23 protein-coding genes are annotated in these 24,584 nt (G+C 65.6%); 2 read left to right on the forward strand and 21 right to left on the reverse strand.

Going from position 1 to position 24,584, the window contains the following annotated elements:
• Window positions 1-14: 14 nt before the first annotated feature.
• The 3 genes from BC1002_RS07765 to BC1002_RS07775 all read right to left on the reverse strand — a co-directional run bounded on the left by BC1002_RS07765 (window position 15) and on the right by BC1002_RS07775 (window position 2,535).
• A complete protein-coding gene (locus BC1002_RS07765; protein ID WP_013089507.1) occupies window positions 15-1,223 on the reverse strand; it encodes a YbfB/YjiJ family MFS transporter in 1,209 nt (402 codons plus the stop codon).
• 118 nt (window positions 1,224-1,341) lie between these two features.
• Complete coding sequence (locus tag BC1002_RS07770; protein WP_013089508.1) at window positions 1,342-2,274, reverse strand: LysR family transcriptional regulator; 933 nt, start codon at window positions 2,272-2,274, stop codon at window positions 1,342-1,344.
• A 72-nt stretch (window positions 2,275-2,346) separates the two neighbouring features.
• Window positions 2,347-2,535 carry a hypothetical protein gene (locus BC1002_RS07775; RefSeq protein WP_041734360.1) on the reverse strand — a complete coding sequence of 63 codons (189 nt, stop codon included), beginning with the start codon at window positions 2,533-2,535 and terminating at the stop codon, window positions 2,347-2,349.
• On the opposite strand from BC1002_RS07775, the gene BC1002_RS07780 reads away from it, so the two are divergent.
• A complete protein-coding gene (locus BC1002_RS07780; protein WP_013089509.1) occupies window positions 2,534-3,898 on the forward strand; it encodes an MBL fold metallo-hydrolase RNA specificity domain-containing protein in 1,365 nt (454 codons plus the stop codon). The two genes, BC1002_RS07775 and BC1002_RS07780, sit on opposite strands and share 2 nt — an antisense overlap.
• Window positions 3,899-3,949: 51 nt before the next feature.
• Here the strand turns inward: BC1002_RS07780 and BC1002_RS07785 are convergent, their stop codons facing one another.
• From BC1002_RS07785 to BC1002_RS07815, 7 genes are all read right to left on the reverse strand, one after another.
• Window positions 3,950-4,642, reverse strand: a complete 693-nt coding sequence (locus tag BC1002_RS07785) for a BON domain-containing protein (protein WP_013089510.1) — start codon at window positions 4,640-4,642, stop codon at window positions 3,950-3,952.
• Window positions 4,643-4,692: 50 nt separating this feature from the next.
• Window positions 4,693-5,127, reverse strand: a complete 435-nt coding sequence (locus tag BC1002_RS07790; RefSeq protein WP_013089511.1) for an Hsp20/alpha crystallin family protein — start codon at window positions 5,125-5,127, stop codon at window positions 4,693-4,695.
• A 132-nt stretch (window positions 5,128-5,259) separates the two neighbouring features.
• Window positions 5,260-5,535, reverse strand: a complete 276-nt coding sequence (locus BC1002_RS07795; protein WP_013089512.1) for a DUF1488 family protein — start codon at window positions 5,533-5,535, stop codon at window positions 5,260-5,262.
• 139 nt (window positions 5,536-5,674) lie between these two features.
• Window positions 5,675-6,529, reverse strand: a complete 855-nt coding sequence (locus BC1002_RS07800) for a potassium channel family protein (protein WP_013089513.1) — start codon at window positions 6,527-6,529, stop codon at window positions 5,675-5,677.
• Window positions 6,530-6,685: 156 nt separating this feature from the next.
• Window positions 6,686-7,927 carry a chromate efflux transporter gene (gene chrA, locus BC1002_RS07805; RefSeq protein ID WP_013089514.1) on the reverse strand — a complete coding sequence of 414 codons (1,242 nt, stop codon included), beginning with the start codon at window positions 7,925-7,927 and terminating at the stop codon, window positions 6,686-6,688.
• Window positions 7,928-8,162: 235 nt separating this feature from the next.
• A complete protein-coding gene (locus BC1002_RS07810) occupies window positions 8,163-9,203 on the reverse strand; it encodes a zinc-dependent alcohol dehydrogenase family protein (protein WP_013089515.1) in 1,041 nt (346 codons plus the stop codon).
• Window positions 9,204-9,405: 202 nt separating this feature from the next.
• Window positions 9,406-9,870 (reverse strand): MFS transporter, encoded by a 465-nt coding sequence (locus BC1002_RS07815; RefSeq protein WP_238537929.1) that lies wholly within the window; start codon window positions 9,868-9,870, stop codon window positions 9,406-9,408.
• Between the two features lie 282 nt (window positions 9,871-10,152).
• On the opposite strand from BC1002_RS07815, the gene BC1002_RS07820 reads away from it, so the two are divergent.
• Window positions 10,153-11,091, forward strand: coding sequence for a helix-turn-helix domain-containing protein (locus BC1002_RS07820; RefSeq protein ID WP_013089516.1), 939 nt, complete (start codon window positions 10,153-10,155; stop codon window positions 11,089-11,091).
• Window positions 11,092-11,149: 58 nt separating this feature from the next.
• Here the strand turns inward: BC1002_RS07820 and BC1002_RS07825 are convergent, their stop codons facing one another.
• From BC1002_RS07825 to BC1002_RS07875, 11 genes are all read right to left on the reverse strand, one after another.
• Complete coding sequence (locus BC1002_RS07825; RefSeq protein WP_013089517.1) at window positions 11,150-12,172, reverse strand: phosphotransferase enzyme family protein; 1,023 nt, start codon at window positions 12,170-12,172, stop codon at window positions 11,150-11,152.
• 10 nt (window positions 12,173-12,182) lie between these two features.
• Window positions 12,183-13,466, reverse strand: coding sequence for an aminotransferase class III-fold pyridoxal phosphate-dependent enzyme (locus BC1002_RS07830; RefSeq protein ID WP_013089518.1), 1,284 nt, complete (start codon window positions 13,464-13,466; stop codon window positions 12,183-12,185).
• Window positions 13,459-14,712, reverse strand: coding sequence for an MFS transporter (locus tag BC1002_RS07835; RefSeq protein WP_013089519.1), 1,254 nt, complete (start codon window positions 14,710-14,712; stop codon window positions 13,459-13,461). The genes BC1002_RS07830 and BC1002_RS07835 overlap by 8 nt, the downstream gene beginning before the upstream one ends.
• A gap of 26 nt (window positions 14,713-14,738) precedes the next feature.
• Window positions 14,739-16,217, reverse strand: coding sequence for a phenylacetaldehyde dehydrogenase StyD (gene styD, locus BC1002_RS07840; RefSeq protein WP_013089520.1), 1,479 nt, complete (start codon window positions 16,215-16,217; stop codon window positions 14,739-14,741).
• A 40-nt stretch (window positions 16,218-16,257) separates the two neighbouring features.
• A complete protein-coding gene (locus BC1002_RS07845; protein ID WP_013089521.1) occupies window positions 16,258-17,253 on the reverse strand; it encodes a WD40/YVTN/BNR-like repeat-containing protein in 996 nt (331 codons plus the stop codon).
• Window positions 17,254-17,275: 22 nt separating this feature from the next.
• Window positions 17,276-19,639 (reverse strand): efflux RND transporter permease subunit, encoded by a 2,364-nt coding sequence (locus BC1002_RS07850; RefSeq protein ID WP_013089522.1) that lies wholly within the window; start codon window positions 19,637-19,639, stop codon window positions 17,276-17,278.
• An 81-nt stretch (window positions 19,640-19,720) separates the two neighbouring features.
• Window positions 19,721-21,544: a DUF1302 domain-containing protein gene (locus BC1002_RS07855; RefSeq protein ID WP_013089523.1), complete on the reverse strand. Its 1,824-nt coding sequence runs from the start codon at window positions 21,542-21,544 to the stop codon at window positions 19,721-19,723.
• A gap of 86 nt (window positions 21,545-21,630) precedes the next feature.
• Window positions 21,631-22,992 (reverse strand): DUF1329 domain-containing protein, encoded by a 1,362-nt coding sequence (locus tag BC1002_RS07860; protein ID WP_013089524.1) that lies wholly within the window; start codon window positions 22,990-22,992, stop codon window positions 21,631-21,633.
• Between the two features lie 53 nt (window positions 22,993-23,045).
• Window positions 23,046-23,522, reverse strand: a complete 477-nt coding sequence (locus BC1002_RS07865) for a cytochrome c family protein (protein WP_013089525.1) — start codon at window positions 23,520-23,522, stop codon at window positions 23,046-23,048.
• On the reverse strand, window positions 23,519-24,025 hold the full coding sequence (locus BC1002_RS07870) for a c-type cytochrome (protein WP_013089526.1): 507 nt from the start codon (window positions 24,023-24,025) through the stop codon (window positions 23,519-23,521). The genes BC1002_RS07865 and BC1002_RS07870 overlap by 4 nt, the downstream gene beginning before the upstream one ends.
• Window positions 24,022-24,561 (reverse strand): methylamine dehydrogenase light chain, encoded by a 540-nt coding sequence (locus tag BC1002_RS07875; protein WP_013089527.1) that lies wholly within the window; start codon window positions 24,559-24,561, stop codon window positions 24,022-24,024. The genes BC1002_RS07870 and BC1002_RS07875 overlap by 4 nt, the downstream gene beginning before the upstream one ends.
• Window positions 24,562-24,584 lie beyond the last annotated feature (23 nt).

The raw sequence follows: 24,584 nt of genomic DNA on the forward strand, positions 1-24,584 counted from the left end.
CGACACCGTCGCATTCATTTGGCGCTCCGCGCGGCGAACAGATCGACGGCGAGTGCGAACAGAAGCGCCACCGCGCCAATCGCGTAGAGCGCCGGATAATTGCCGCCGCTCGAAGAGAACACGAACGAAAGACCGTAGGCCGCGAGCGCCTGCATCACGGCGAAGCTCGTCGTCGCGCGGCTCCATGCGTCCTTGACGGCGGACGGATGGTGCACGAGCAACTCGTTCACGCGACCGAGCGCCAGCGGCACGATGCCCGGCGTGAACGCGCCCACGATAAAGGCGGACACCATCAGCCCCGCCGGTCCGAATAAGCCCGCGGCCGGAATCGCGACCGCAACGGCCTGCACCAGAAACGCGACGCGCAGCGCGCGGCCGAAGCCCGCGCGATCGGCAAGATGCCCCGCCGCGAGCGGCCCGACGATCGCGCCCAGGCCGTACAACACCCAGAATTCGGCGCCCGCATCGACGCCGCGGCCGAGCCCGCGTGCGACGAAATCGACGAGAAACAGCATGTGCGGCACGAGCCCCACAGCGTTCAGCCCATATTCGGCATAGAGCGCACGCAGGCCGGCGCGGGGATACGCAGGCGCTTTTTCGAAGCGCGAATGCGCGGCCGCGTGCGCGGGCGCCGCCTGCTCGGGCCAGCCGTTCCAGGCCACGGCGCTCAGCACGAGCGAAACGGCTGCGAGTCCGAGCCACGTCCAGGTGAGCCCCTGGTGCAACAGAATCGGCACGATCGTGCCGGAGGCCGCGATGCCGAGCCCGATCCCCGTGAAGATGCCGCCGCTCGCGAAGCCCCGGCGCGCCGCCGGCACGTGCGCAAGGATCGTCGGCGCGGCGAGCACCATCAATGCGCCGCCCGCGATCCCCGACGCCAGGCGCCAGACGAAAAACCACAGGAACGACACGGGCACCGCGCAGGCGACGAACGCGATGGTCACGAGCAGCATCATCGCGCGCAGCACGGTGGCGGGTTTTGCGACTCGCACCATCGAGCCCGCCAGCAGCGCGCCGGCCAGATAGCCGCCGAGGTTCGCCGCGCCCAGATAAGCGGCTGTCGAGGCGGGAAACCAGTGCGCGCCGATGATGGCGGGCAAAAGCGGCGTATAGGCGAAACGCGCGAGACCGATGCCGATCAGGCTCGCGCTGGCCCCGGCGAGCGTGCCTCGCCAGACGTTATAGCCGGCCGATGCGGCCGGATTCGAGACGGCTTGCTGCATGACGACTCCCATGGTGGATGCTGTTAAGCACCTGATGAATAGGGAGCCAGTCTAGATCGGGTCGCGTTTCGAGAGAATCACCGCGCTGCGGAAGTCATTCTTCCGCGTAGCGATCGAATCAGCGTCGATCGGCGTCGGTAATTTGCTGGGCCCGCTCGAAATACTCGCGCAGCAATGGCGCGGCGAAATCGACGAAACTGCGCACCTTCGGCACCGCAAGGCGGCCTTGTGGCGTTACCAGATTGACGGGCAGCGGCGCATGCTCGTTGTCGCGCAGCACGATCTTCAGCGCACCGGCCCTGACCTGTTCGGCCACGTGATACGAGAAAAGCCGCGTGACGCCGTGCCCGTCCACAGCCGAAGCCCGCGCCGCGCGGATCGTGTTGACGATGGAGCGCGGCGTGAACCGTACGACCTGCGGCAGCGCCGTTTGACGCGCGGACGGAAAGCTCCACGAGTCGAGTCCGAAATGCGTCATTGAAATGATTGGATGGCTGGCGAGATCGGCCGGCACCGCGATGGCCCGATGCGTGGCGAGATAGTCGGGCGAAGCGACCACCACCCGCCTCACCTCGCCCACCGGAATGGCGACGAGCGTCGAGTCCTGCAGATGCGCGATGCGCAACGCGACGTCGATGCCCTCGTCGACGATGCTGACGGGCCGGTCGTGCAGGTGCAGACGGATCGACGCCTGCGGGTGGCGGTCGAGAAACGCATCGACGATCGGGCGCAACACCTCCTCGCCCACCGCCACCGCCGCGGTCACGCCAAGCAGGCCGCGCGGCGCGGAGCGCTCGTCGGCGGCGAGCAGGTCCGCCTCCTCGAGATCCGCGAGGATACGCCGGCACGCTTGCGCATAGCGCTCGCCCGCTTCGCTGAGCCGGATCGTGCGCGTGGTGCGATGTAGCAGCGGCGTGCCCGTGTGCGTCTCCAGAAACGCGATGGCCCGGCTCACCGCCGCGGGCGAGCGGCCCAGCCGGCGGCCTGCGCCCGCCAGACTTCCCTCGTCGAGCGTGGCGACGAATACCTTCATGGCGTCGATACGGTCCATTGCGTGTTTGGTGATGAGATTGGGCTTTTGGGGGCGCCGCGGTCTTTGGGGGCGGCGAATTCCGGCACGATCTTAGCGGAATACGACAAGCGTCAGAGTGGCTGTTTGCTCGGCTTGCTGCGATTGATCGAGGGCAAGCGCCCCTAGCCGCCGTTTGCGCGCGAGCGCTGCGCGACCGATGATCCAGATCAAAAGCCCGGCGGCCGCATCCGTTGAAATGGTGCCATCTGAGAATCCATCCGCGAGCAACGGAGGAATCATGAAGCTGACCTTTCTCGGTGCAAGCGAGACCGTCACCGGTTCGAAGTATCTGCTCGAAGAACCCGGCTTGCGCATCCTCATCGATTGCGGGCTGTTTCAGGGCCTCAAAAACCTGCGGCTGCGCAACTGGGCCGCGCTGCCGGTGCCGGCCGATTCGATCGACGCGGTGATCCTGACCCACGCGCATCTCGACCACAGCGGCTATCTGCCGTTGCTCGCGCGAAACGGCTTTCGCGGTCCCGTCTATTGCACGCCAGGCACCGCCTCGCTGTGCGACATCATGCTGCGCGACAGCGCGAAGCTACAGGAAGAAGAAGCCGAGTTCGCGAATCGCCACGGCTTCTCGAAGCATCGGCCCGCGCTGCCGCTCTACACGCAGGACGACGCGCAGCGCGCGCTGCATCTGCTTGCGCCCCGCCGCTTCGACACGCCGGTCGACCTGCCGCATGGGCTGTGCTTCCGCTTTCTGCCGTCGGGGCACATCCTCGGGGCGGCGAGCGTCGTCATGTGCCGCAATCACAAGGTGCTGGCGTTCTCCGGCGACGTGGGCCGCCCCGAAGACCCGATCATGCGTGCGCCCGCGCCGCTCGCGCATGCCGATTACCTGGTCGTCGAATCGACCTACGGCGACCGCCTGCATCCGGATTCGAATCCGCGCGACGATCTCGAACGGATCTTCAGCCGAACCTTCGCCAAAGGCGGCGTGGTGGTGATGCCGTGCTTCGCGGTCGGGCGCGCGCAGGAGGTCCTTTACCACATCGCGAAGCTGAAGGAGAACGGGCGCATGGCGCACGTGCCCGTCTATCTGGACAGTCCGATGGCGACCAGCGTCACCGACGTGTATCGCAGGCATCTCGCCGAACATCGCCTGACGATCTCCGACGCGAATGCGATCGACAAAGCCGCGATCATGGTCAGAAACGTCGATCAGTCGAAGGCGATCGCGTCGCATAACGGGCCGATGGTGATCATCGCCGGCAGCGGCATGGCGACCGGCGGGCGCGTACTGCATCACCTGCGGCTGTATGCGTCCGATCCGCGCAATACGATCGCGCTGGTCGGCTACCAGGCGGCCGGCACGCGCGGCGCGGCGCTGGCGGCCCATGAGCCGTCGATCAAATTGTTCGGCGAATACGTGCGGGTGCGCGCGAACGTCGAATCGATCCCGTCGCTATCCGCGCATGCCGATTACCGCGAGCTGCTGAACTGGCTGTCGAGTCTGACCGACGCGCCCGCTCGCACGTTCGTCACACATGGCGAGCCCGCCGCGGCCGATGCGATGCGGCGGCACATCGTCGAGACGCTCGGCTGGTCATGCGAGGTGCCGGTGTATGGGCAAAGCGTCGAGCTCGGGCAGCTTTAGGCCTGTGCAACGGTCGAACGGCATTGTCGGTCGCGAGTGGGAGCGTGGCTGTTAGCGTTCGGCTGCATCACCGTCAGGTTCGCGCGGAACGCTCGGATCGACGACGAGATCGTCGACCACCGCGCACACGCCGGGCGCGCTCCACGCGACGCCACGCACGACCTTGCGTTCCGCGTAGGAGCCCACCTTGCCCGTCAGCGTGACCGTGCCGTCCTTCACGTCGACGCCGATGTGTCTGACTTCGCGCTCGACGTGCCGCCGCATCGCCTCTTCGATGTTCTTGCTGATCTCTTCGGACGCCACCTTGCGGCGCACCTCGATCGCGTTCGTCAGGCCGCGAATGCCACGCATCTGGCCGAGCGCGCGCGCGACGATGTGGCGCTGGTAGGCCCAGTCGACCATACCCGTCAGCGTGACCCAGCCTTTCTCCACCTGAATCTTGATCGCATCGTGGGGTACCGCGACGCTCCAGTAAAGGATCGCGTGAACCGCGCCCGCCACGTCCTCGTCGCTGTGTTGGTCCGGCTTCGGCAGGCGGACTTGCATGTCCACCGCGACCGCCTTCACACCGGCCACGCGCTGCGCGGCTTTTTCGGCGGCCAGTTTTTCTGCGAAGCTCGGCGGATGGCCCGACAGCGTGACGACGCCGTTCGTCACTTCGACGCCGATATCCGTCGCGGTGACCGCGGGGTCCCACTCGAGTTCTTCCTCGACTTCCCGCTGCAGTTGTCTGTCGGTTTTCATCAAGTGTCTCCTCGCGACTGGCCCGTGCGACGGCGCGCCACCCTCCCGTATCAGTCGATGGTCAGCCGCTTGCGATCACCGGACGCCTTTTTCGGCAAGCTGAGCGACAGCACCCCGTCCCTGTACTCGGCTCTCGCGTTAGCCTCGTCGACCTCGCCGCCGAGCGAGAACGAGCGGCTGAAAGTTCCCGCGTAGCGCTCGCGGCGGATCACGCGCTCGCCTTCCTTTTCCTCCGTGTTGCGCTCGACCTTCGCGTTGATCGACACGACGCTCCCGTCGATCTGCACGTCGATGTCTTTCTTGTCCACGCCGGGCAGTTCGGCTTTCACCGAATAAGCCGCGTCGCTTTCCGTGACGTCGATCTTCATCGACGCGAGTTCCGTGTCCTGGGTCGCCAGCATCGACCGCATCGGCCGGAAGAAACCCTGGAACAACTCCGACACAGGGTCCAGCGAAAGCGGATCAAAACGCGTCAGATTGCTCATTGCACCCTCCTTTGGATAAACAGGCCACGACCGGGCCCAGTCGACCGAGCCGTGCTCGGCTCACCATGCCTTCAGCGTAGCCGGGCGCGCAGGCGCGTCGTTGATCCACGTCAAGCGCGTCCGCTCGACGGGTCACGCGCAGAACCTGAAGAACCCGCTATGCAGCAGCACGGGCTTGGCGCCAACCTCCTCGAGCAGCTGTTTGGCTGCCTGTTCGATCTGATAGCGGTGCGCGAGGAACGCCTGGACCAGATCGTCTTCGCGCAGCGAGCGTGCGCCGAAATGATCTTCGAGTGCCTCGGCCGTGATCGCGCACTGCACGGGCCGATCGTCGACGAGCGCCGGAAACGCCAGCACCAGATCGCGGGCGCAGTATTCGGGCATGCAGGATGGAAAGGAAATATGCATGGTGACGCCCCCACGGGCATGAAGTGCCGCGACGTCTCCAGCTTAACCACGCAATCCACGGCGGATTTGACGTACGTCAACGCAGCGTCCCGCATCTCAGCGGTGGCGCCGTTTGCCTCGGCCGTGTCGGCACGAAGCGTCATTCGCCCGTGCGCGTCACGGAACCCGCGTCGGCGTCGCTGCGTCGCGCGGCGGCGTCGAGCGTCTGCCGCAACGCCTTCAGCTCGGCGTGCAGCCGCGCGATTTCATCGTTCAGATGCTTGATATCCCGATGCATCTCACGCCGCAACGCCCTCTCTTCCTTGCCGATGAATGCGGCGGCGATGCTCGCGAAGACCAGCGACAACATGCCGTAGCCAAGCAGCACGACAAATACCGCGAACACACGCGCTGCGGGCGTCGTCGGCGCGATGTCGCCGTAGCCGACGGTCGCACTGCTTTCGAACGCAAGCCACAGCCCTTCGGAGTAAGAATGCACGTGCGGTTCGAGCCAGTAAAAGCCGGCACCGGCCATCGCGAGCACGAGTGCGCCGGCGAGCAGCAGCCACATCAATCGGTTCGGCGTGACGAACTCGCGTAGCGACAGCACGATGCGCAACGCGACGATACCCATGAACGACAGCCGCAGCAGCCATTCGACGGGCTGCCACGGCGGCGTGCCGAAACCGGTGCTGAGCGCCGCGCCCAACGCGATGAGCAGGTCGAGCCAGTTGTTCGCGAGCAGCGTCTTCGGCCGTCTGCTCAGATGGGCCAGCCAGGTGAACGACAACGCAAAGCCGGCGAACATCGCCAGGTACAGTGTGCGCGACACGGTCAGCGCGAACGGGGTGGGCACCGTCAGCTCGACGTAGAACGCGGGAATCGCGCAGAAGCTCAGCGCGCACAGCCCCCAGCGCAGGTGGCGCCATGCCCGCACGGCGCGCGGGCCGTCGTGCGCGCTTGCACCGCCCAATCCGTAGCCGCCGAGGCCGTGGTTGATCATGTGGTCCGTCATCGCGCGAATGGCTTCCGGCCTGTCGGGTTTCGCGCGATACCGTCGTAGTGCGGCAAACGCACCGAGGCCGCGCGATCATCGTTGCAGGCTAACCGAACCGTGGCTGTCGGCCTTGATGCAGATCAGTGCTTTCGAAAGCGTGCGCGATTGGCGCTGTCAAAGCGGATGCCACACCGTTTGAGCAACGCCGGCCGCGACACACAGCACGACGACCGCGAGCGGCGGCACCTTCCAGCGCAGCAATAGCAAAAAGCCGATGCACGCGACGGCGAAATCCGTCGCCGAGAACACCGCGCTCGTCCATACCGGCGAATAAAGGGCGGCGGCCAACAGGCCGACCACCGCGGCATTGACCCCGGCAAGCGCCGCCGCCATCGCCGCACGCGAGCGCAGCGCCTGCCACCACGGCAACGCGGCGAGCACGAGCAGCAGACCCGGCAGAAAGATGCCCACTGTCGCGAGCAGTGCGCCGCTCCAGTGTCTGGGCGGCAGCGCCATCATCCAGCCGAGAAACGCCGCGAACGTGAACAGCGGTCCGGGTACCGCCTGGGCCGCGCCATAGCCGGCCAGGAAGTCGTTGGGCGCGACCCATCCGGTCGCGACGGTTTCACGCTGCAATAACGGCAGCACCACGTGCCCGCCGCCGAACACGAGCGCGCCGGAGCGATAGAACGCGTCGAATACGCGGACGCCTTGCGAGGTTCCGCTTGCCGCCCATAGCGGCAACGCGAACAGCAACGCGCAAAACACCACCAGCGCGGCGCTGCCTGCCGTGCGCGACACCTGAAAATCGCCGGCTCGCAGCGCAATGGCACTCGGCGCTTGCGTCCCCGTGGTCCGGCACAGCGCGACACCGAGCACGGCGCCGGCGCCGATCACGATCAGTTGGGCGTAGACGGTGCCAAGCACGCTCAGCAATGCGAGCGACGCGAGCGCGATCGCCGCGCGGCGACGGTCCGGACACAGACGCCGCGCCATGTCCCAGACGGCCTGCGCGACGACGGCCACCGCGACGAGTTTCAGGCCGTGGATCACACCCGTGCCGAGCGCTCCGCCGAGGTCCGGCGCGATCGCGGCAAAGGCCAGCATGACGAATACCGACGGCAGCGTGAAGCCGCACCAGGCGGCAAGGCCCCCGGCCCACCCGGCGCGCAGCAGCCCGATCGAAAATCCCGCCTGGCTGCTCGCCGGTCCCGGCAGAAATTGGCACAGGCCGATCAGGTCGGTGAAGGCTTCGTCGTCGAGCCAGCGGCGCCGCTCGACGAACTCGCGCCGGAAGTAGCCGATGTGAGCGATCGGGCCACCGAAACTGGTCAGCCCGAGTTTAAGAAATGCGCTGAAAACCTCGATAACGCGCGTGAGCCGTGAGCGGCGCGGCGACGACAAATCAGTATCCATGGATGGGCGGGTTCGAGCGATGCCGGCTTCGCGAGCCGGCGGCCCACAAGCCGACGACGGGCCTCGTGTTTTGACGACGCACAGTATAGAGGTCTGCCGCGCGGCCATGCGCCGCACTCGCGATCGAGCTGGGTAATCGCGGCGCGACGCACGCGAGCCCCGCGTCGGCGGACGCCGCCATCGCGCTATCGCGCCATTGCGCCATCGCTCCGGCGCCCCGCGCCCCGCGCCCCGTCTATGACGCTTCGATCAACACCTTCAGCGCGCGCGTGCTCGACGCGCTGGAGAACGTTTCGTAAGCCGCAAGAATATCGTCGAGCCGGAACCGATGCGTGATCAGACGCGTCGGATCGATCCGCCCTGCCTTGACCGTCTTCATCAGCATCGGGGTACTGACGGTATCGACGAGACGCGTCGTGATCGCGATGTTGCGATCCCACAGCTGTTCCAGATGCAGATCGCACTTGACGCCGTGCACGCCGATGTTCGCGATCGTTCCACCCGGCGCGACCAGTTGCTGGCAAAGCTCGAACGTCGGCGGAATGCCGACCGCTTCGATCACACAGTCGGCGCCAACCGATTCCGTCAGCTTCAGCACTTGCGCGAGCGCATCGGTATGCGCGTTGTCGACGCACGCGGTCGCGCCGAAGCGGTGCGCGACCTCGAGCCGGTTGACATCGGGATCGATCATGATGATCTGCGCCGGCGAGTAGAACTGCGCGGTCAACAGCGCCGCTAGCCCGATCGGCCCGGCGCCGACGATCGCCACCGTGCAGCCCGGCTGAACCTTGCCGTTGAGCACGCCGCATTCGAAGCCGGTGGGCAGAATGTCGGACAGCATCACGAGCGCCTCTTCGTCGAGGCCGGCCGGAATCCGGTACAGACTGCTCTGCGCATGCGGAATGCGCACGTATTCGGCCTGCGTGCCGTCGATCCGGTTACCGAGAATCCAGCCGCCCGTCGTGCAATGCGAATACATGCCGCGCCGGCAGTAGTCGCAGCGGCCGCAAGAGGTGATGCACGAGATCAGCACGTGATCTCCAGCCGCGAGCCCGCTCACCGCCTCGCCGAGCTGATGCACGACACCGACGCCTTCGTGGCCGAGAATGCGGCCCGGCTCGCAGGTCGGCACGTCGCCTTTGAGAATGTGCAAATCGGTGCCGCAGATCGTCGTGCGAGTGACTTTGACGATTGCATCGGTGGGCGCGGCGAGTTCGGGAATCGGCCGTTCGTCGAGCGACTTTTTGCCGGGACCGTGATAAACGAGTGCTTTCATGACGGACTTCTCCTGTGGCCGGAATGAAACACGATGCGTGGCGGCAAACGTGTTCTCGCGTCGACCCGGTCGAGTCATGCGGCGGCGAGCGGCGGCGAAAACGCAATGCGTCACGCGCTTACATCGTGCGCGCCGGCATGGCGAGTGGCTTGATCTGGGTCAAGCGTCTGGGTCCGACTGATTCCGTGCCGCAGAGTCCGAGCTACGAAAACAACGCCGACGCGTCGATGTCGGCCATTTTCTCGAGCTCGTCGCGACGCGTATCGCACGCTCGCCTGATCGTCGCGCCTTGGGTGATCCACACGGCCAGCGAAATGAACGCGAGACTGCCGAGCGCAATCAAGGCCGTCGGGTAGCCGAAGCGGCTGGCGAGCCATCCGCCGAGCAGTGGACTCAGGCAGCCGCCCGCCGCTTCCACGCTTTTTACCGCCCCCTGACCGGGGTTCACGCGCCCGCCAGCATGCAACAGGTGCACGACGAGAGCCGGTATTGCGACGCTTTGCAGCCCGGAGCCCAGACCGTCGAAGATTTGCACCGGCACGATCCCCCACTCGGCGGTGATCCACGCCGCGGTCAAGCCGCGCAGCGGCACCGTGATCAGCGTCGGGATCCCGAGGTTGCGCCGGTGCTTCGCTGGCCTCCCCCGCCTCCTTGATATCACTACCATTTATTCGGAGCAGCAATTTCTATCGATTTGTCCGATCGACCGGGCGGCCGTATGCTCGGCTTAAAAGCGCTCCGTCGAACCCAAAATCGATGGCTGCATCCCCCACGAAACAGCTCGAATGCCACAAGGAGGCAACCGAACCCGGCAAGCCAGGGCCATCCCGAGCTTGCGAAGACGCTTTCGCCCCTGCATCCTTCGCACTGCATTAACCGACGTACCGGTTGGTTAATAATTATTCGGTGCGTCGTTCACCGATCGGCCAGCGATTTATCCGCAACCAGCATGCAGCTCGAGAATCACACCTTTACCGACGCCGGCGAACACGCCGCGATGCTTCCCGGCTGGGAACAGCAGTATTTCCAGCTCGATTGCGGGCCCTTTCAAGGTCGACTCCAGCAAATCGGCGTGGACGGCACCCACCTGTTCTACGAGTCCGTCAATCGCCGCGTCGTGCAGCAGGGCAGCACACCGAGCGACATGCTGGTGTTCGGCATCGTGCTCGACGCGAACTCGCCCGTCACGTTCGCGGACCGTAGCGTACCCGCGGATTCGATGATCTGCGCGCGCGCAAGCCGCGAGTTCTTCCTCCATTTTCCGGGTGAAACCGCACTGCTCGCGGTCGGCGTGAAGCTGCCGTTCCTGGCCGGTCATCCGGAGCTGGCCGCGCGGCTCGAAAGCCGCCTGTCAAACAAGACTTGCGTGATTCCGCTCGCGCCCGGCGCGCGCGCGCAGTTCATCGCGATGTGGCGCTACGTGACCGACGAGGCGCTCGCGCTGAACGCATGCGCGCCATCGGAACTCGCGCAGCGCCGCGTGTCGGCGCAGATTCTCGACATGCTCGACGCGCTCGTCGACGACGGCGTGCCCGACGAAAAGACCGACATTACGTGGATGTCGCAGAGCGACGTGGTCGCGCGCGCGCACGACATGATCCTCGCGCGCCCGATGGAGCCCGTGACCGTGCAGGAGCTGTGCGAATCGCTGCGGATCAGCCGGCGCACGGTGCAGACGAGCTTTCGTCTCGTGACCGGTAAATCGCCGGTCGAATACATGCGCGCGATCCGGCTGAATCACGTGCGCCAGCTGCTACGCAAATCGTCGTCGGGAGAGCTGACCGTGCGCGCTGCCGCGCAACGGTGGGGCTTTTTTCACTCGGGGCACTTCACGCAGGACTATCGCGAGCTGTTCGAGGCGATGCCGTCGGACAATCGCCCGCGCTAGCCGAAACGGATCGAAAAGCCGGGGCATGTCCTTGGCTTTTTGCTTTTCTGCGCCGCTTTTACCTGCTGCCCAGATACGCTTCGACGGCCGACGTCGCATAGTCGATCAGCACCGGCGTCAGCGCTTTCGCGGTATCCGTATGCTTTCTTCTGTGCACCCAGCCCAGGTAGGTCGTGCTGCGCGCCGCCATGAACAGCGGCAACTGCCACAACTGCTCGTCAGCAAGCGGCCGATGCAAGCGATAGCCGGCCACGAAGGCCTGCATGGCCGTGTCGAAGAACGGCTCGCCGCGAATGAAGTACAGCGACGTCGCCACGTCGAACAGATGCCAGCCAAAGCCCGCATCGTCGAAATCGATCACCCGCACGCGTTCGCCGTCCACCAGCACGTTCTCCGGCACCAGATCCGCGTGGATCAGGCCGAACTGCCCGACGTCCTTGCCATGCGTGCTCAGGTCGCTCCAGATTGCCTCGCGCGCGTGCTCGAACAGACGCCGCTGCGACGCGCCTAGTTGCTCCAGTTCCCAGTAACGTCCCCACAACGGCTCGTCGCCCGCCAGCCCCTGTTCGCACCAGCTATGCCGTCTGAAGCCGTCAGGCGCGCGCCACGCGCTCGTATGGTTGTGCATGCGCGCCGCAATGCCGCCAAGCGTGCGATAACGCTGTGCAATCTCGCCCTCGCCACCGACGAGACCCGATTCGAGCGCGCCGAGCTGGCGACCGTCGACCCATTCGAGCACGTCGATCTGGCGGCCCGCGCGCAGCTCGTCGCTGTGCACGCGCTCGAACGGCCGCCCTGCGCGCGAGCTCACCACCCGCGGCACCTCGATGCCCGCGCCCGCGAGCGCCCGCATCCATGCGAACTCGGAATAGAGCGCCGCGTCGTCGTGATAGCCGAGCCGGTGGATGCGCAGCACCGCGCGCCGGCCGTCCTTCGTATCGATGCGAAACACCGCGTTCTCGCGGATCTTGATCGGCGCGATGATCGGATCGTCGAGATCCCAGAGCCGGAGCGCCTCGGTGGCTAGACGTTGCAGCGCGAACGCGTCCTCCGACGCGCACGCGTCTTCTGTAGGTGTCATGGCGGTCCTGTCAGAGGGAGCGGAGCACGGCGCCGAGCGTGTCGATCAGCTGATCGGCGTTGGCCGTCGAGAACGGCATCGGCGGGCGGATTTTCAGGATGTTGTCGTGCACGCCGATCCGGCTGATCAGCACGCCGCGCTCGCGCATCGCGTTGACGACGCGGCGTGCGACGCCGCCGGCCGGCGTCTTCGCCGCCCGGTCTTCGACCATCTCGACCGCGAAGAACAGACCGGCTCCGCGCACGTCACCGATCGCCGCATGCTTCGCCGCGAGTCCATGGAGCTCGTCGAGCACGTATTGGCCGACGCTCTGCGCGTTGCGCTGCAGTCCTTCGTCGGCGATCACGTCGAGCACCGCCATGCCCGCCGCGCACGACACCGGGTTGCCCGCGAACGTGTTGAAGTACATCGGATTGCGCCCGGCGAAGTCTTCGATCAGTTCGCGGCGCGCCACCACGCCGGCGAGCGGATGGCCGTTGCCCATCGGCTTGCCCATCGTGACGATGTCGGGCGCCACGCCGAGCTTCTGATGGCCCCAGAAATGCGAGCCGAAGCGTGCGAAGCCGCCCTGCACTTCGTCGGAAATGTAGACGCCGCCCGCACGGCGCACCTTTTCGACCGCGCGCGCGAGATAACCCGCCGGCACGTCCGGCAGACCCTCGCACGACAGTCCAGAGCACATCAGCAGACCGGCGACGCGCACGCCGTCGGCCGTGAAGGCATCAATGGCCCCCTGCACCGCGTTCGCGTAGCGATCCGCGAGTTCGTCCTCGCTCAGATCGCCGCGTTCGCGATACGGATCGATGACCGGAATCGTGCGCACATAGCGCCCGCGCTGCTGCTCGGTCGACAGAAACGAGCTGACCTGCACGACCGCCGCCGTGTTGCCGTGGTATGAATGCGCGGTGCAGATGATGCCCATGTTGCCCGTGCATTCGCGCGCGATGCGCAACGCGAGTTCGTTCGCCTCACTGCCGGTGCAGCAGAACATCACCATCGGCAGCGACGCGTCGAACGTCGACACGAGCCGCTCGCCATACGCGACGATGTTCTCGTGCAGATAGCGCGTGCTTGTGTTCAGCTGCGACGCCTGCCGCGCGATCGCGTCGGTCACGCGCGGATGGCAGTGCCCGACATGCGGCACGTTGTTGTACGCGTCGAGATAGCGCCGGCCGGCGGCGTCGTAGAGCCAGACGCCCTCGCCGCGCACCAGATGCAACGGCTCGTCGTAGAACAGCGGCGCGCGTTTGCCGAGCACGCGGTAGCGGCGTTGCAGCAGATCCTGATCAGGCATGAGGTGTCTCCGTGACGGGGGCGGCGTCGGCGTCGGCGTCGGCGTTCGCGTTCGCGTTGGCCTGGCACAGCATGAGCGCGTGGCGGCGCACCGGGAGGTAGATGAAGAACCAGCTCGCGACGAACAGCGCGACGCCCGAGCCGATGACTTGCGAGTAGCTGCCGGACGCGATAACCCCGGCGCCGAACGCGGGACCGGCTGCGAGACCGATCATCTGCATCGCGGTCGCCGCGAGCACCATGCGCCCGCGCCGGTCGAACACGGCCATCGCCGACAGCAAGGCCGGCTGCGCCACGTTCCAGAAAAAGTTGTAGACGCAGACGACGAGCGCGAAGCTCGCGAACGTCGTCTGCGCGGTCAGCAAAAGCAGGCACAACGAACCGCCGAGCACGCTCGCCGTGAGCGCGCGCGAGCGGCCGATGCGCGCGCCGCACGCACCGAACGTCCACGCGCCGAGCACGCCCATGAATTGCGACAGCGTCAGCGCGTTGGCGACCTGCTGCTCGCCAAGGCCGTCGTCGGTGCCGATCAGAAACAGATACGCCCACACGATGCCCTGCGCGACGAAGTACAGCAGCATCGCAAGCAATGCGGATGCTTTGGCGAGCGTGGGCAATTCGATCGCGTTCGCGTCGGAATGCGGCGCGCTCTCGCCACCACGCGGCAGAAAACGCACGAACGGCAGCACCAGCAACGGGAACGCGGCGAAGAAAAACAGCAGCAGCCGGATGCCGCCGAGCGCGAACGCGCTTGGCACGAGCCACAACCCGAGCGCGCCATAGATCATCACCCACATGACCAGGTAGCCGAAGTTGCGGTCCGGATGCGCGCTCAGCCCCACCGCCGCGAAGCTCAGCGAGATCAGGCCGCCCGCGCCGACGCCGACGAGGAATCGCAGCACCAGGAAAACGTCATGAGCGGGCGTGAACGCGGATGCCGCGTTACCGGCCGCCATCAGCAGGATCGACAGCACGATCACCGTGCGCCAGTTCACGCGCTTCGCGACGAGCGGCAGCAGGATCGAGCTCAACGCGATGCCCCACACCTCCACCGACGCCGCATAACCCGCCGCCACCGCGTCGAAACCGAGGTACTTGACGAAGCCCTCGACCACCGCGGGCTGGACGATGAACACTTCCGGCCCGACCACGCCCGCGAGGATCGCTACCCACAGGCGCGCCCGGGAATTCGGATCCGTGTGTTCGCGCATGTCGCCGTCCCGCAGATCGACTGATGACGTATTCATGATGCGTTGCCCCTCGAGTCTATGCCTCAGTAGGCGAAGCAGACCGATTTCGTCTCGGTGTACGCGTCGATGATCGCGCGGCCGTGCTCGCGTCCGACGCCCGACGACTTGAAGCCGCCGAACGGCAACGCCGGATCGACCATGTTGTGCGAATTGACCCACACGGTCCCCGCCTCCATTCGATCGACGACGCGCAATGCCTTGTCGAGCTGGTTCGTCCACACGCTCGCGCCGAGACCGTACTCGCTCGAATTCGCGGCGCTGATCGCTTCTTCCAGATCGTCGTAAGGCATCGCGACCAGCACCGGGCCGAACACTTCCTCGTTGACGAGCGAAAGCGGCCGGCGCGCTTCGTTGGCGACCACGGTCGGGCGCACGAAATACCCGTCGCCGTCGCGCGCCGAACCTCCCGCGATGATTTCACCGCCCTGCGCGCGGCCTTCGGCGATCATGCCGACGACCTTGTCGCGATGACGCGCCGACACGAGGGGGCCCATCTGGGTCTTCTCGTCGAAGCCGGAGCCGAGCACGAGGCTATTGGCGACCTGCGCGACACCCTCGACGATCTGCGCGTACATCGAGCGCGGCACATAGAGCCGCGAGCCGGCCGTGCATACCTGGCCGTGATTGAAGAAGATCGCTCCCGCCGCGCCTTCGATCGCCTTGCGCGGATCGCAGTCGTCGAGCACGATCACGGGGCTCTTGCCGCCCAGTTCGAGCGACGCGCGGCGGATGTCGCGGCCGCATTGCGCGCCGATCAGACGCCCCACTTCGGTCGAGCCCGTGAACGTGACCTTGTCGACGTCCGGATGACGGACGAGCGCCGCGCCCGCCGTTTCACCGCGGCCGGTGACGACGTTCAGCACGCCGGCCGGCAAACCGGCTTCGAGCGCGAGCTCGGCAAGGCGGATCGCGGTCAGCGGCGTTTCCTCGGCGGGCTTAAGTACCACCGTGCAGCCGCAGGCGAGCGCCGGCGCGATCTTCCACACGGCCATCAGCAGCGGGAAATTCCACGGCACGATCGCGGCGACCACACCGGCCGGAACGCGCTGCGTCGACGCGCGATACTGCACGCCCGGCGGGAAGCTCAGCGACAGATCGACCGTGCTGCCCTCGATCTTGGTCGCCCAGCCGGCCATATAGCGCAGCCACTGCGCGCTGCCGCCCACTTCGAGCATGCGCGAGAAGCCGAGCAGCTTGCCCTGGTTCAGGGTTTCGAGCGCCGCCAGCTCGTCGCCGTGTTGCTCGACCAGATCGGCGAGCTTGAGCAGCAGATGCTCGCGCGCGGCCGGCGGCATCCGGCGCCATTCGTTCGACTCGAACGCGCTCTTCGCTGCGGCCACGGCGGCCGCGACGTCCTCGGCGTCGCCGTCGGGCACCTGGGCGATTTCACGTCCGCTGGCCGGGTCGTAGACCGCGAAGGTTTTGCCGCTGCGCGCGTCGACGGCACGGCCCCCGACGATCATTTGGGTACGAAGGTTCGCAAGCAATGCTTCGATTTTCATGTCTGCTCCTGATTGATCTGGTTTATCTGGTTTGTCTGGTTTATCGGGCGATCACGCCATGTTTGGAAAACAGCACGGGCGAACCGTCGCTGTTCAACACCAGCGCGGTCAGCGCGTCGCGGCCCTGCAACTGCTTCGCGACGAAATCGCGCGCGTCCGGCTGCTTCACCGTCACGTGACCGTCGAGCGCGACGGCGGCCACGCCGTGCTCGTTCGCGACGAGATCGGTGATCGAATCGTTGGCGCCGGACGGCACCGCCTGCCACGTCGCGCCGGCGTCGCCGCTCGCGAACAGGTTGCCGCGCAAGCCGCCCACGTAGACCGTGCGATCGGGCGCCACCACGCCGCTCCACAGCGTGCCCTTGTACCCCGTGTGCAGCGCCTGCCAGCTCGCGCCGTCATCGTTCGATCTGAATACGGTGCCCTGTTCGGCCGCGATATACACGTCCTTGTCCGGGCCCGCGAACACCGAGAAGAAATTCAGGCCGCTCTTGCCGGTGCCTGCGCCCGCCCCCTGATCGACCTGCCGCGTGTTCCAGGTGGCGCCGCCGTCGTCGGTCGTGACGAGCAGCGACCACAGACCCACTGCCCAGCCGTGCCGGCCGTCGCGGAACGCGATCGAGAACAGTGGCTGGTCGACGCCGGTGTCCGAGCGTTGCACGCGCCAGTTCTCGCCGCCGTCGTCGGTGTGCAGCACGACGCCCCAGTGTCCCGCCGCCCAGCCGTGCCGCGCATCGGTGAAGGCGACCGAGGTCAGCGTCGCGTTGGCCGGCACCTCGTGCGCCTGGCGGAAATGCGCGCCGTTGTCGTCCGACAGCAGAATCACGCCGTGTTCGCCGACCGCGACGATGCGGCTGCCCGCGAGCGTCGCGCCGAGCATCATCGAGCGCTCCGCGCCGTCGCGATGCTTCGCGGCCGTGAGCGCGATATTGTTATCGGATGCGCCGCCGGCGAGCGCGTCGTGCGTGCCGGTGAGCGCTGCCAGCAACGCGAGCGCCGCCGCGCAGGAGAGCTTCAGGCTCTTAGTCTTTTGCATGATGGGTTGTCCTCGTGGCGGCCTAGTGGGAGAAGAAGCTCGAACTCCTGACCGCGGAGCGGCGCGGAAAGAGCCGGGTGAGCCAGACCGCGAGCGCGGGCAACGCCGTCATCGCCATCACCAGATTGACGATGAACATGAACGCCAGCAGCTTGCCCATATCCGCCTGGAACTTGAGCGCCGAGAAGCTCCACGTTGCGACACCGACCGCGAGCGTGATCGCCGTGAAGATGGTCGCCACGCCGACTTCGAGAATCGACTGCTCGACCGCCTTCACGATCGGCATGTCATGCGACAGATGCTGCTGCAGCCGGTTGTAGATATAGAACGCATAGTCGACGCCGATGCCGACCGCGAGCACCATCACCGGCAGCGTCGCGACCGTCAGGCCGATCTGCAGTTGCTTCATGAACCAGTAGCCGATGAAGGTCGCCACGGTCAGCGGCAGACAGCATGCGATCACCGCGCGGAAGTCGCGATACGCGAGCAGCACGAGCACGACGATCGCCGCGTACACGTAGAGCATCATCGGCAATTCGCTGCGCGCCACTTCGTCGTTGGTCGCCGCCAGCACGCCTGCGTTACCGGCGGCGAGGCGAATCGTCACGTCCGTCAGATGATTGTCCGCGCGATACGTCTTGACGGCGTCGATCACGCGGTTGATCGTCGTGGCCTTGTGATCCGACAGGAACAGATGCACCGCCGTCATCCGGCAGTCCTTCGTCATATAGCCGCGCACACGGTTGATCTCCGCGCTCAGCGCCGCATAGTTGGTCGGATCGATCGGCACGACCGACATCTTCGGATTGCCTTCGTTGTAGCCCTCGTTGTACGTGCGCAGCATCTGCGGATAGGAGCTGACCGACACGACACCCGGCACGCGATTCATCGAGCCGACGAAATCGTCCTCGAAGATGCCGAGTCGCGGATCGGTGCAATCGGCCGAATTCGGCGCTTCGAACACGACAGTCAGCCAGTCGAGACCCACGTCGTAGCTGCTCGCAATCGCCACCGCATCCTCGTTGAAGCGCGAATCGGCGCGCAGCTCGGGGGCGCCCGGTTGCAACGTGCCGACCACGCGATCACGGCTTTGCCACACCGCGACGCCGAAAATCAGCGCGGTCACGGCCAGCGTGATCGCAGCATTGCGCGGCTCGGCGACGCGGGCAAGCACACGCAGCCAGTGCGCGCGTCGCTCGCGCGCTACGAGCGCGCGGTCCGCGTATTCCTTCGTGAAATGCAGACACGACGCGACGACCGGCAGCATCACGAGGTTCGTCACGATCTTGTAGCCGACGCCGAGCGATGCCGTGATCGCCAGCTCGCGCACCATCGGAATCGGAATCAGCAGCAGCGTGATGAACGACACCAGTGCAGTGACGAGCGCGAGCGTGCCCGGGATCAGCAGGCCGCTGAAGCTGTGGCGCGCGGCTTCCATCGGCGTGTGTCCGTGCGACAGTTCGCGCACGATGAAATTGATCTGCTGGATGCCGTGTGACACGCCGATCGCGAACACCAGAAACGGCACCAGCACCGCGAGCGGATCGAGGCCGAAGCCGAGGATGCGCAACGTGCCGAACTGCCACACGAGCGACGTCAACGAGCAGACGATCGGCAGGATCGTGAAGCGCAGCGAGCGGCTATACCAGTAGACGGCGCCCGCCGTCAGCACCAGTGCCAGCGCGCAGAACACCAGCACGCCCGACGCGCCGTCGGCGATGTCACCGATCTGCTTCGCGAAGCCGATGATCTGCACCTGGTAGTCGCCGTTCTCATACGGCGTGCGCAGCTTCTCTTCGAGGATATGGTTGAAGGCCACATAGTCGAGTGCGTTGCCGTTCGCATCGCGCTCGTTCAGCTCGGCCGTGACCATCGCGCTCGTCTGGTCGCGCGACACCAGTACGCCGACGTATCCGCCCGCCGAAGTCGACTGGCGAATCGCGGCGATCTTCTCGTCCGTCAGATTCTCCGGCATGATCGTGCCGTCGATCAGCGGGTCCGCGCGAAAACCGTCTTCGGTGATTTCATTGACGAAGGAATTCGGCGTCCACAGCGACTGCACGCCGCCGCGATCGACATCGGGCAGATAGCCGACGGCCTGCGTGATCTGGTAGAGCCGCGCGAGGCCTTCGCGCGTCCAGATGGTGCCGTTGCGTGCCTTCAGTACGACCGTGATCCGGTTCGCGCCAAGCAGATCGTCCCGGTATTGCCGGAACGTTTTCACGTATTCGTGCTGGGTCGGAATCTGCTTGTCGAATCCCGCATCCATGCGCAACTGCAACGCGAACACGGCCATCACCACCGTAAAGACGGCAATCACGCCGAGCGTGATCGCGCGATGCCCGAACAGGAACGCCTCGAGCTTGCTTACCAGACGATTCAACACATTGCGCCCCTCAAAGTCTGCTGCTGATCCACGGCGCGCGCCCGCGATGGACGCGCGCCTGCCTGCTTCGAAACTTCCTGCTTAAAAATTACGCGTTGCGAACATGCCGACGAAATTGCGGTCGGCGTACGGCTGGCCGACGGTGTTATGACCGCCGAAGAACGCCGTGAAGTTGATGCCGGCCTGCCAGACTGCCGGGTTCTGGTTGAACAGCAGATACACGTTGACCGACTTCGCGCCCTGCATGTAATTCGCCGTGAAGGTCGGCGTGTAGCCGTACAGCGCGTCGGTGAACGTCACCCCCGGCGTGAGCTGCCAGCCCGGGATCACCGTGCCGTCATAGGTCCAGTTGAAGTCGATCGTCGCCCCGACCGAGCTCGACGTGCCCTTCGCGGCCGTAATCGGATAACCCAGGCCCGAGTTGTTGTTCAGCCACGTGAAGTAGCCGGCGGCCGGCGCCTGCGTGACCTGTTGACCATCGACGGTGCGCGTCATGCCGTTCGAATTGAGACCCGGGTAGTAGATCCACGCGAGTTCCATCGTCAGCATCGCCATGTCGGCGTGAATCAGCTTCAGGAACGGATAGTCGCTCTGCGTGAGACTCAGCTGGCCGTTGATCAGGTACTGCAGCTTCTTGCGGTCTTGCCACTGCTGGCAGGTGATGCCCCCCACGGCGTTCGTGTTGAAGTCGAGCGGACCGCCCGCGCCGAAGCAGCCCGACAGCGCGACCGCATCGTGCGGACGATACGAAAGCTCGGTGCCGATCGCCCAGTCGCCGATGCCGAAGTTGGCGCTCGCGCCGAACAGTTGGCGGTTGTTCAGGTACTGGAACTTCATCGTGCCGTCCGCCTGCGATGCCACGACCGGGGACTTGTCGGTGTAGTTCTCGTAGTAGAAACCGAAGTTCACGTCGACGCTCTTCGGCTTGTAGTTGAACTTGATACCGAATTGCGGGCGGTATTTGTTCGGCAACTGCGTCGAGGTCGGCACGCCGATCGAGTTGAACGGCGGTCCCGCGAACTGGCCGTTGACGAGTCCGTTGGTGATACCGCCCACGAACTGCGCGTTACCGGCGTTCGGACCCGCGATGGTCCCCGCGTCGAAGCCGCCCAGGTTGCCGTTGAGCGTGCTGATGCTCGCCGGACCGGAGCCGCGCCCGAAGATATCGCCAACCGACCAGTACGAACCGACCGGCGGATAACGGTTGCTTTCCCAGCTGAACTGGTAATAAGCCTCGGTGCTGAGTCCCGACGTGATGCCGCTCGCGAAGCTGATCATCGGCTCGGGCAGCAGCGCCTGCTTCAACTGCGTGCCCGGGATCAGCAGCTTCTGGATATCGACCGCGTTGGTCGCGTTGATGCCGTTGGTCGCGAAGAAGCTCTCGCCCCAGTTGATCACCTGATTACCGACCCGCACGTGCGCCGAGCGATCGTTCAGCGTGAAGTCCTTCTGGACCCACAGATCGAGCAGATCGACCGGATAGACGATCTGCGAAGCGGCGGTGCTCGACAGCTCCGTGCGGTTCGTGTTCTTCGCCATGAAGTCGTACATGCCGGTGCCGCGCACCATGAACTTGACGCCTTCGCTCGGCATCGTCAGCAGCAACTCGCTCGTCGCGCTGAGATACGTGCTGAACGCCTGCCCCTTGCGATAGTTGAGGTTGCCATCGTCGCCGTTGGACCACTGCGCGGTGTTCGCGCCTGCGCCGCAGCCGTTGGCGTTCGGGTCGCCCGTTAGCGAGCAGCTCGGGCTCTTGACGCGGATGCCCCCGCCCGCGGTCAGGTTGGTGACCCACGAGCCGTTGATGGCGCCGTCGCTGAGCGTGAACTCGTATGCCGAGGCCCCCTGTGCCGCCATCAACAGCCCTAACGAAACTGCCGCGCTAATTTTTGTCTTCTTCAACATTGCGCTTCCCATGCCTGTTTATTTGCAGGTCGAATGTGAGGAGTAGCGGCGCGCCAGCCGGTGCGCCGCGACCGCTTGACGTTACGTTATCGCTCGCTGACCGCGCGCAGATTCTCGGACGAGTAGAAGTCGTCCTTGAAGCGCGCGTCGTTCGAGTCCTCGTACCAGCGGATATCGGTGTTGGTGCCGATGGTGGACTGGTCGGTCACGTAGCGGCCATTGTTGAGGTCGTACTGGACGAACGGCTCGACATCGCAGGCGCCGTGCAGCTCATACACGGGAATCGGATACGCTTCCTTGACCTTCCACAGCTTGCCCTGCGCATCGTAGTCTTCGGCCGCCACCGCGAGGCCGCTGTCCTCGTCGATGTAGAAGACCTTCTTCGAGGCCACGTGCCGCACGCCCGACTTCACGGTCGCCTCGACCACGTAGACGCGGTGCAGCTCATAGCGGCGCGCCTCGGGGCTCACGGCGTCCGGCTTGAAGACGTCGTCGAACTTCTGCTTGAAGTTGTACATGCCGAAGTCGTCGTACGGAATGTAGATTTCCTTCTTGCCGGCGAGCTTCCAGTTGAAACGATCGAGCTGGCCGTTGAACAGCCACGGCTCATCGACCGTGTACTGGTTCTCGAAGCCGATCTGCGGCGCGTCGTACGAGTAAGCCGGCATGCGGCGCACGCGGCGCTGACCGGTGAAGTAGTAGTAGGTGTCGTTGCCCTTGTCGAAGTAATCCCGCTGCACGAGACCCTGGCCGGCCAGCGCGGCGGGCGTCTCATACGCGAAGTAGATCGCGTACAGCATGCCAGCCTGCTGCGGCGAGGTCGCGCCCTTCTTGCCCCACGGGAAGAACAGCGTCTGCTTCGATTCGGCCTTGATCCACTCGCTGCCACCCGGCCGCGGCGACGCCGCCGTCACCGACTTCTGCCATTCCGCGCCGATGCCGCGATAGCGCGCGAGGTGATCCCACATCGCTTCGGCGCCGGTCTTCGGCGCGGGGAACGGCATACCCGGCAGGCTCGCGCTCTGCAGATTTTCGCCGCTCGAATCCATCTTCGCCTGGCTCGCGTTGAGCTTCGCGTTGGCCTGCACGAAATCCGGCGCGCCGCATTCGCGGTGCGTCGGATAGATGTCCATCCGATAGCCGTTCTTCTGCTTGATCAGCTCCACCTGGCCGGGCGTCAGATTGTCCGCGTACTTGTCGACGTTGCTCGCGTCGATCGAGTACAGCGGCTTTTCGCCCTTGTGCTTCCAGTAGTCGCCGCGCAGCTTGCCGTACGACCAGTCCGCGGGCGATGCCTGCGGACCTGCATACGCCGGAATCCGGCCATCGGCGCTCGCGCCCTTCTCCATGCCGGCCGTGTCCGCCACCGCCCCACCCGCCAGCGTGCCCAGCACGGCGGCCAGCACCGCAGCCGAACACATTGCCTTTACTTGCGTCTTGCCTTTCATCGTCTCGATCTCCCGATACCTGTTGAATCGCCCTGCCGTCGTTGCGGCCATACCTAGTACTGATCTTTCACTGCCGTATCGCCGCTTTTGCGCAGACTCTCGATCAGAGCCGCGCGATGCTTCGCGACGTCGGTGAGCGCGGGCCGCCGCTTCGCGGCAACTTCCTGCGCGGTATAAGGCCTGAAATCCGCGGGCCTCGTGTCTGCATTCCTCGTGTCGATCAGCCAGTTCAGAACGTTCGCCAGCTCCGCGTCGGACAGCGACGAGTTCGACGCGCCCGGCACCCGCATGACGAACTCGCGTCCTTCGGGAAGTCGCACGAAGTGTCCGAGCTCGCCCGTGAGCGGCGGCACCTTTCCCTCGATGCCGCGCGCGTCGCCGGTGTGACAGCCCATGCAATTGAGGACCCACGCCTCACGCGCCGCGGCGGCGTTGTAGCCGCGCTCCCGTGCGTGCGCGGCCATGCCCGACACCCCCGCGCACACCGCCAGCACGGCTGCCAACAGCGCACGCGCACGGGTCTTCTTCATAGCCCGAGACTCTTCAGCGCGACGTCGCGGTGCGCGCGCACCTGAGCGCCATCCATCTGCGTTGCGCGCAGCGCCTTCACTTCGGCGGCGGTGAATGGCTTCGCGCCCGCATGCTTCGCACTCACGTCGAACACGAGGTAATTGAGCACGTTCGCGAGGTCCTCGTCGGACTCGCCGCGAAAGCTCGGCATCTTGAAGTTGTAGCTCTTGTCCTTGATCGCGATCGTGCCGAACATGCCGTTGAGCACGGTCAGGCCGAGTTGCGTGCGCCCTTGGGCGTTCGTCGCGTAGTGGCCCGGCAGCTCGGTGAGCGGCGGCGCGAGACCGTCCTGTCCCTTGCCGCCCGCCTGGTGGCATACCGCGCACCTGGTGTCGAAGAACGCCTTGCCGGGCGCGTACTGCACATTCTGCGCGAACGCTGCGCCCGCGCTCAGCGCCGCGCCCGTTACGCACAAGGTCGCGGCCCACTTCGCGAGGTGCCGGTTGAAAGTCGTCGTGGTCATTGCTGCGCTACTCCAAGCAGTGCGGATACCGAGCAGTGATAGTTCGCGTTGCCGCTCGCCATGCACCAGTTGATGTCGTTGTTCAGCGAGAGCTTGTAGAGCGGCTTCTCGCGTTCGTTACGGTTGCAGAAGCAGCGGCCGCACGAGGTTTTGCCGCAGCAGTCGTTGTACGAAACGATATAGTCGGTGCCGTCGTGCGGATTGCGGCAGGTGCCGATCCACGTGATCGGAGAGGGCGTCGTGCCCGGCGGGCAACTGCTCGAGGTGCCGCCGCAGCAGCTGCACAGCCAGCCGTCGATCGCGCAGTAGCGCCAGTAGTCGCAGCTATACGGGTCGTCGGTTTTGCCCGTGGCAGGCGCGCTCGCCGCGCTTGCCGCCGACGCGTTGTCGGCTGCGAACGTGCGGTCCACCGGCAGCAGCGGCACGAGCGCCGAGCCGACCAGCGCGCGGCCCAGCCTGGCCATCGCACTGCGCCGCGAGCTGTGCTGCGCGACGTTGCGCGCTTTCAACTCGAAGAAAGAGTCGAACCATTTCATGCTTGTCGTCCTGTCGTTCTGAT

The organism is Paraburkholderia atlantica (assembly GCF_000092885.1).
In the GTDB taxonomy this organism is placed as follows: Bacteria; Pseudomonadota; Gammaproteobacteria; order Burkholderiales; family Burkholderiaceae; genus Paraburkholderia; species Paraburkholderia atlantica.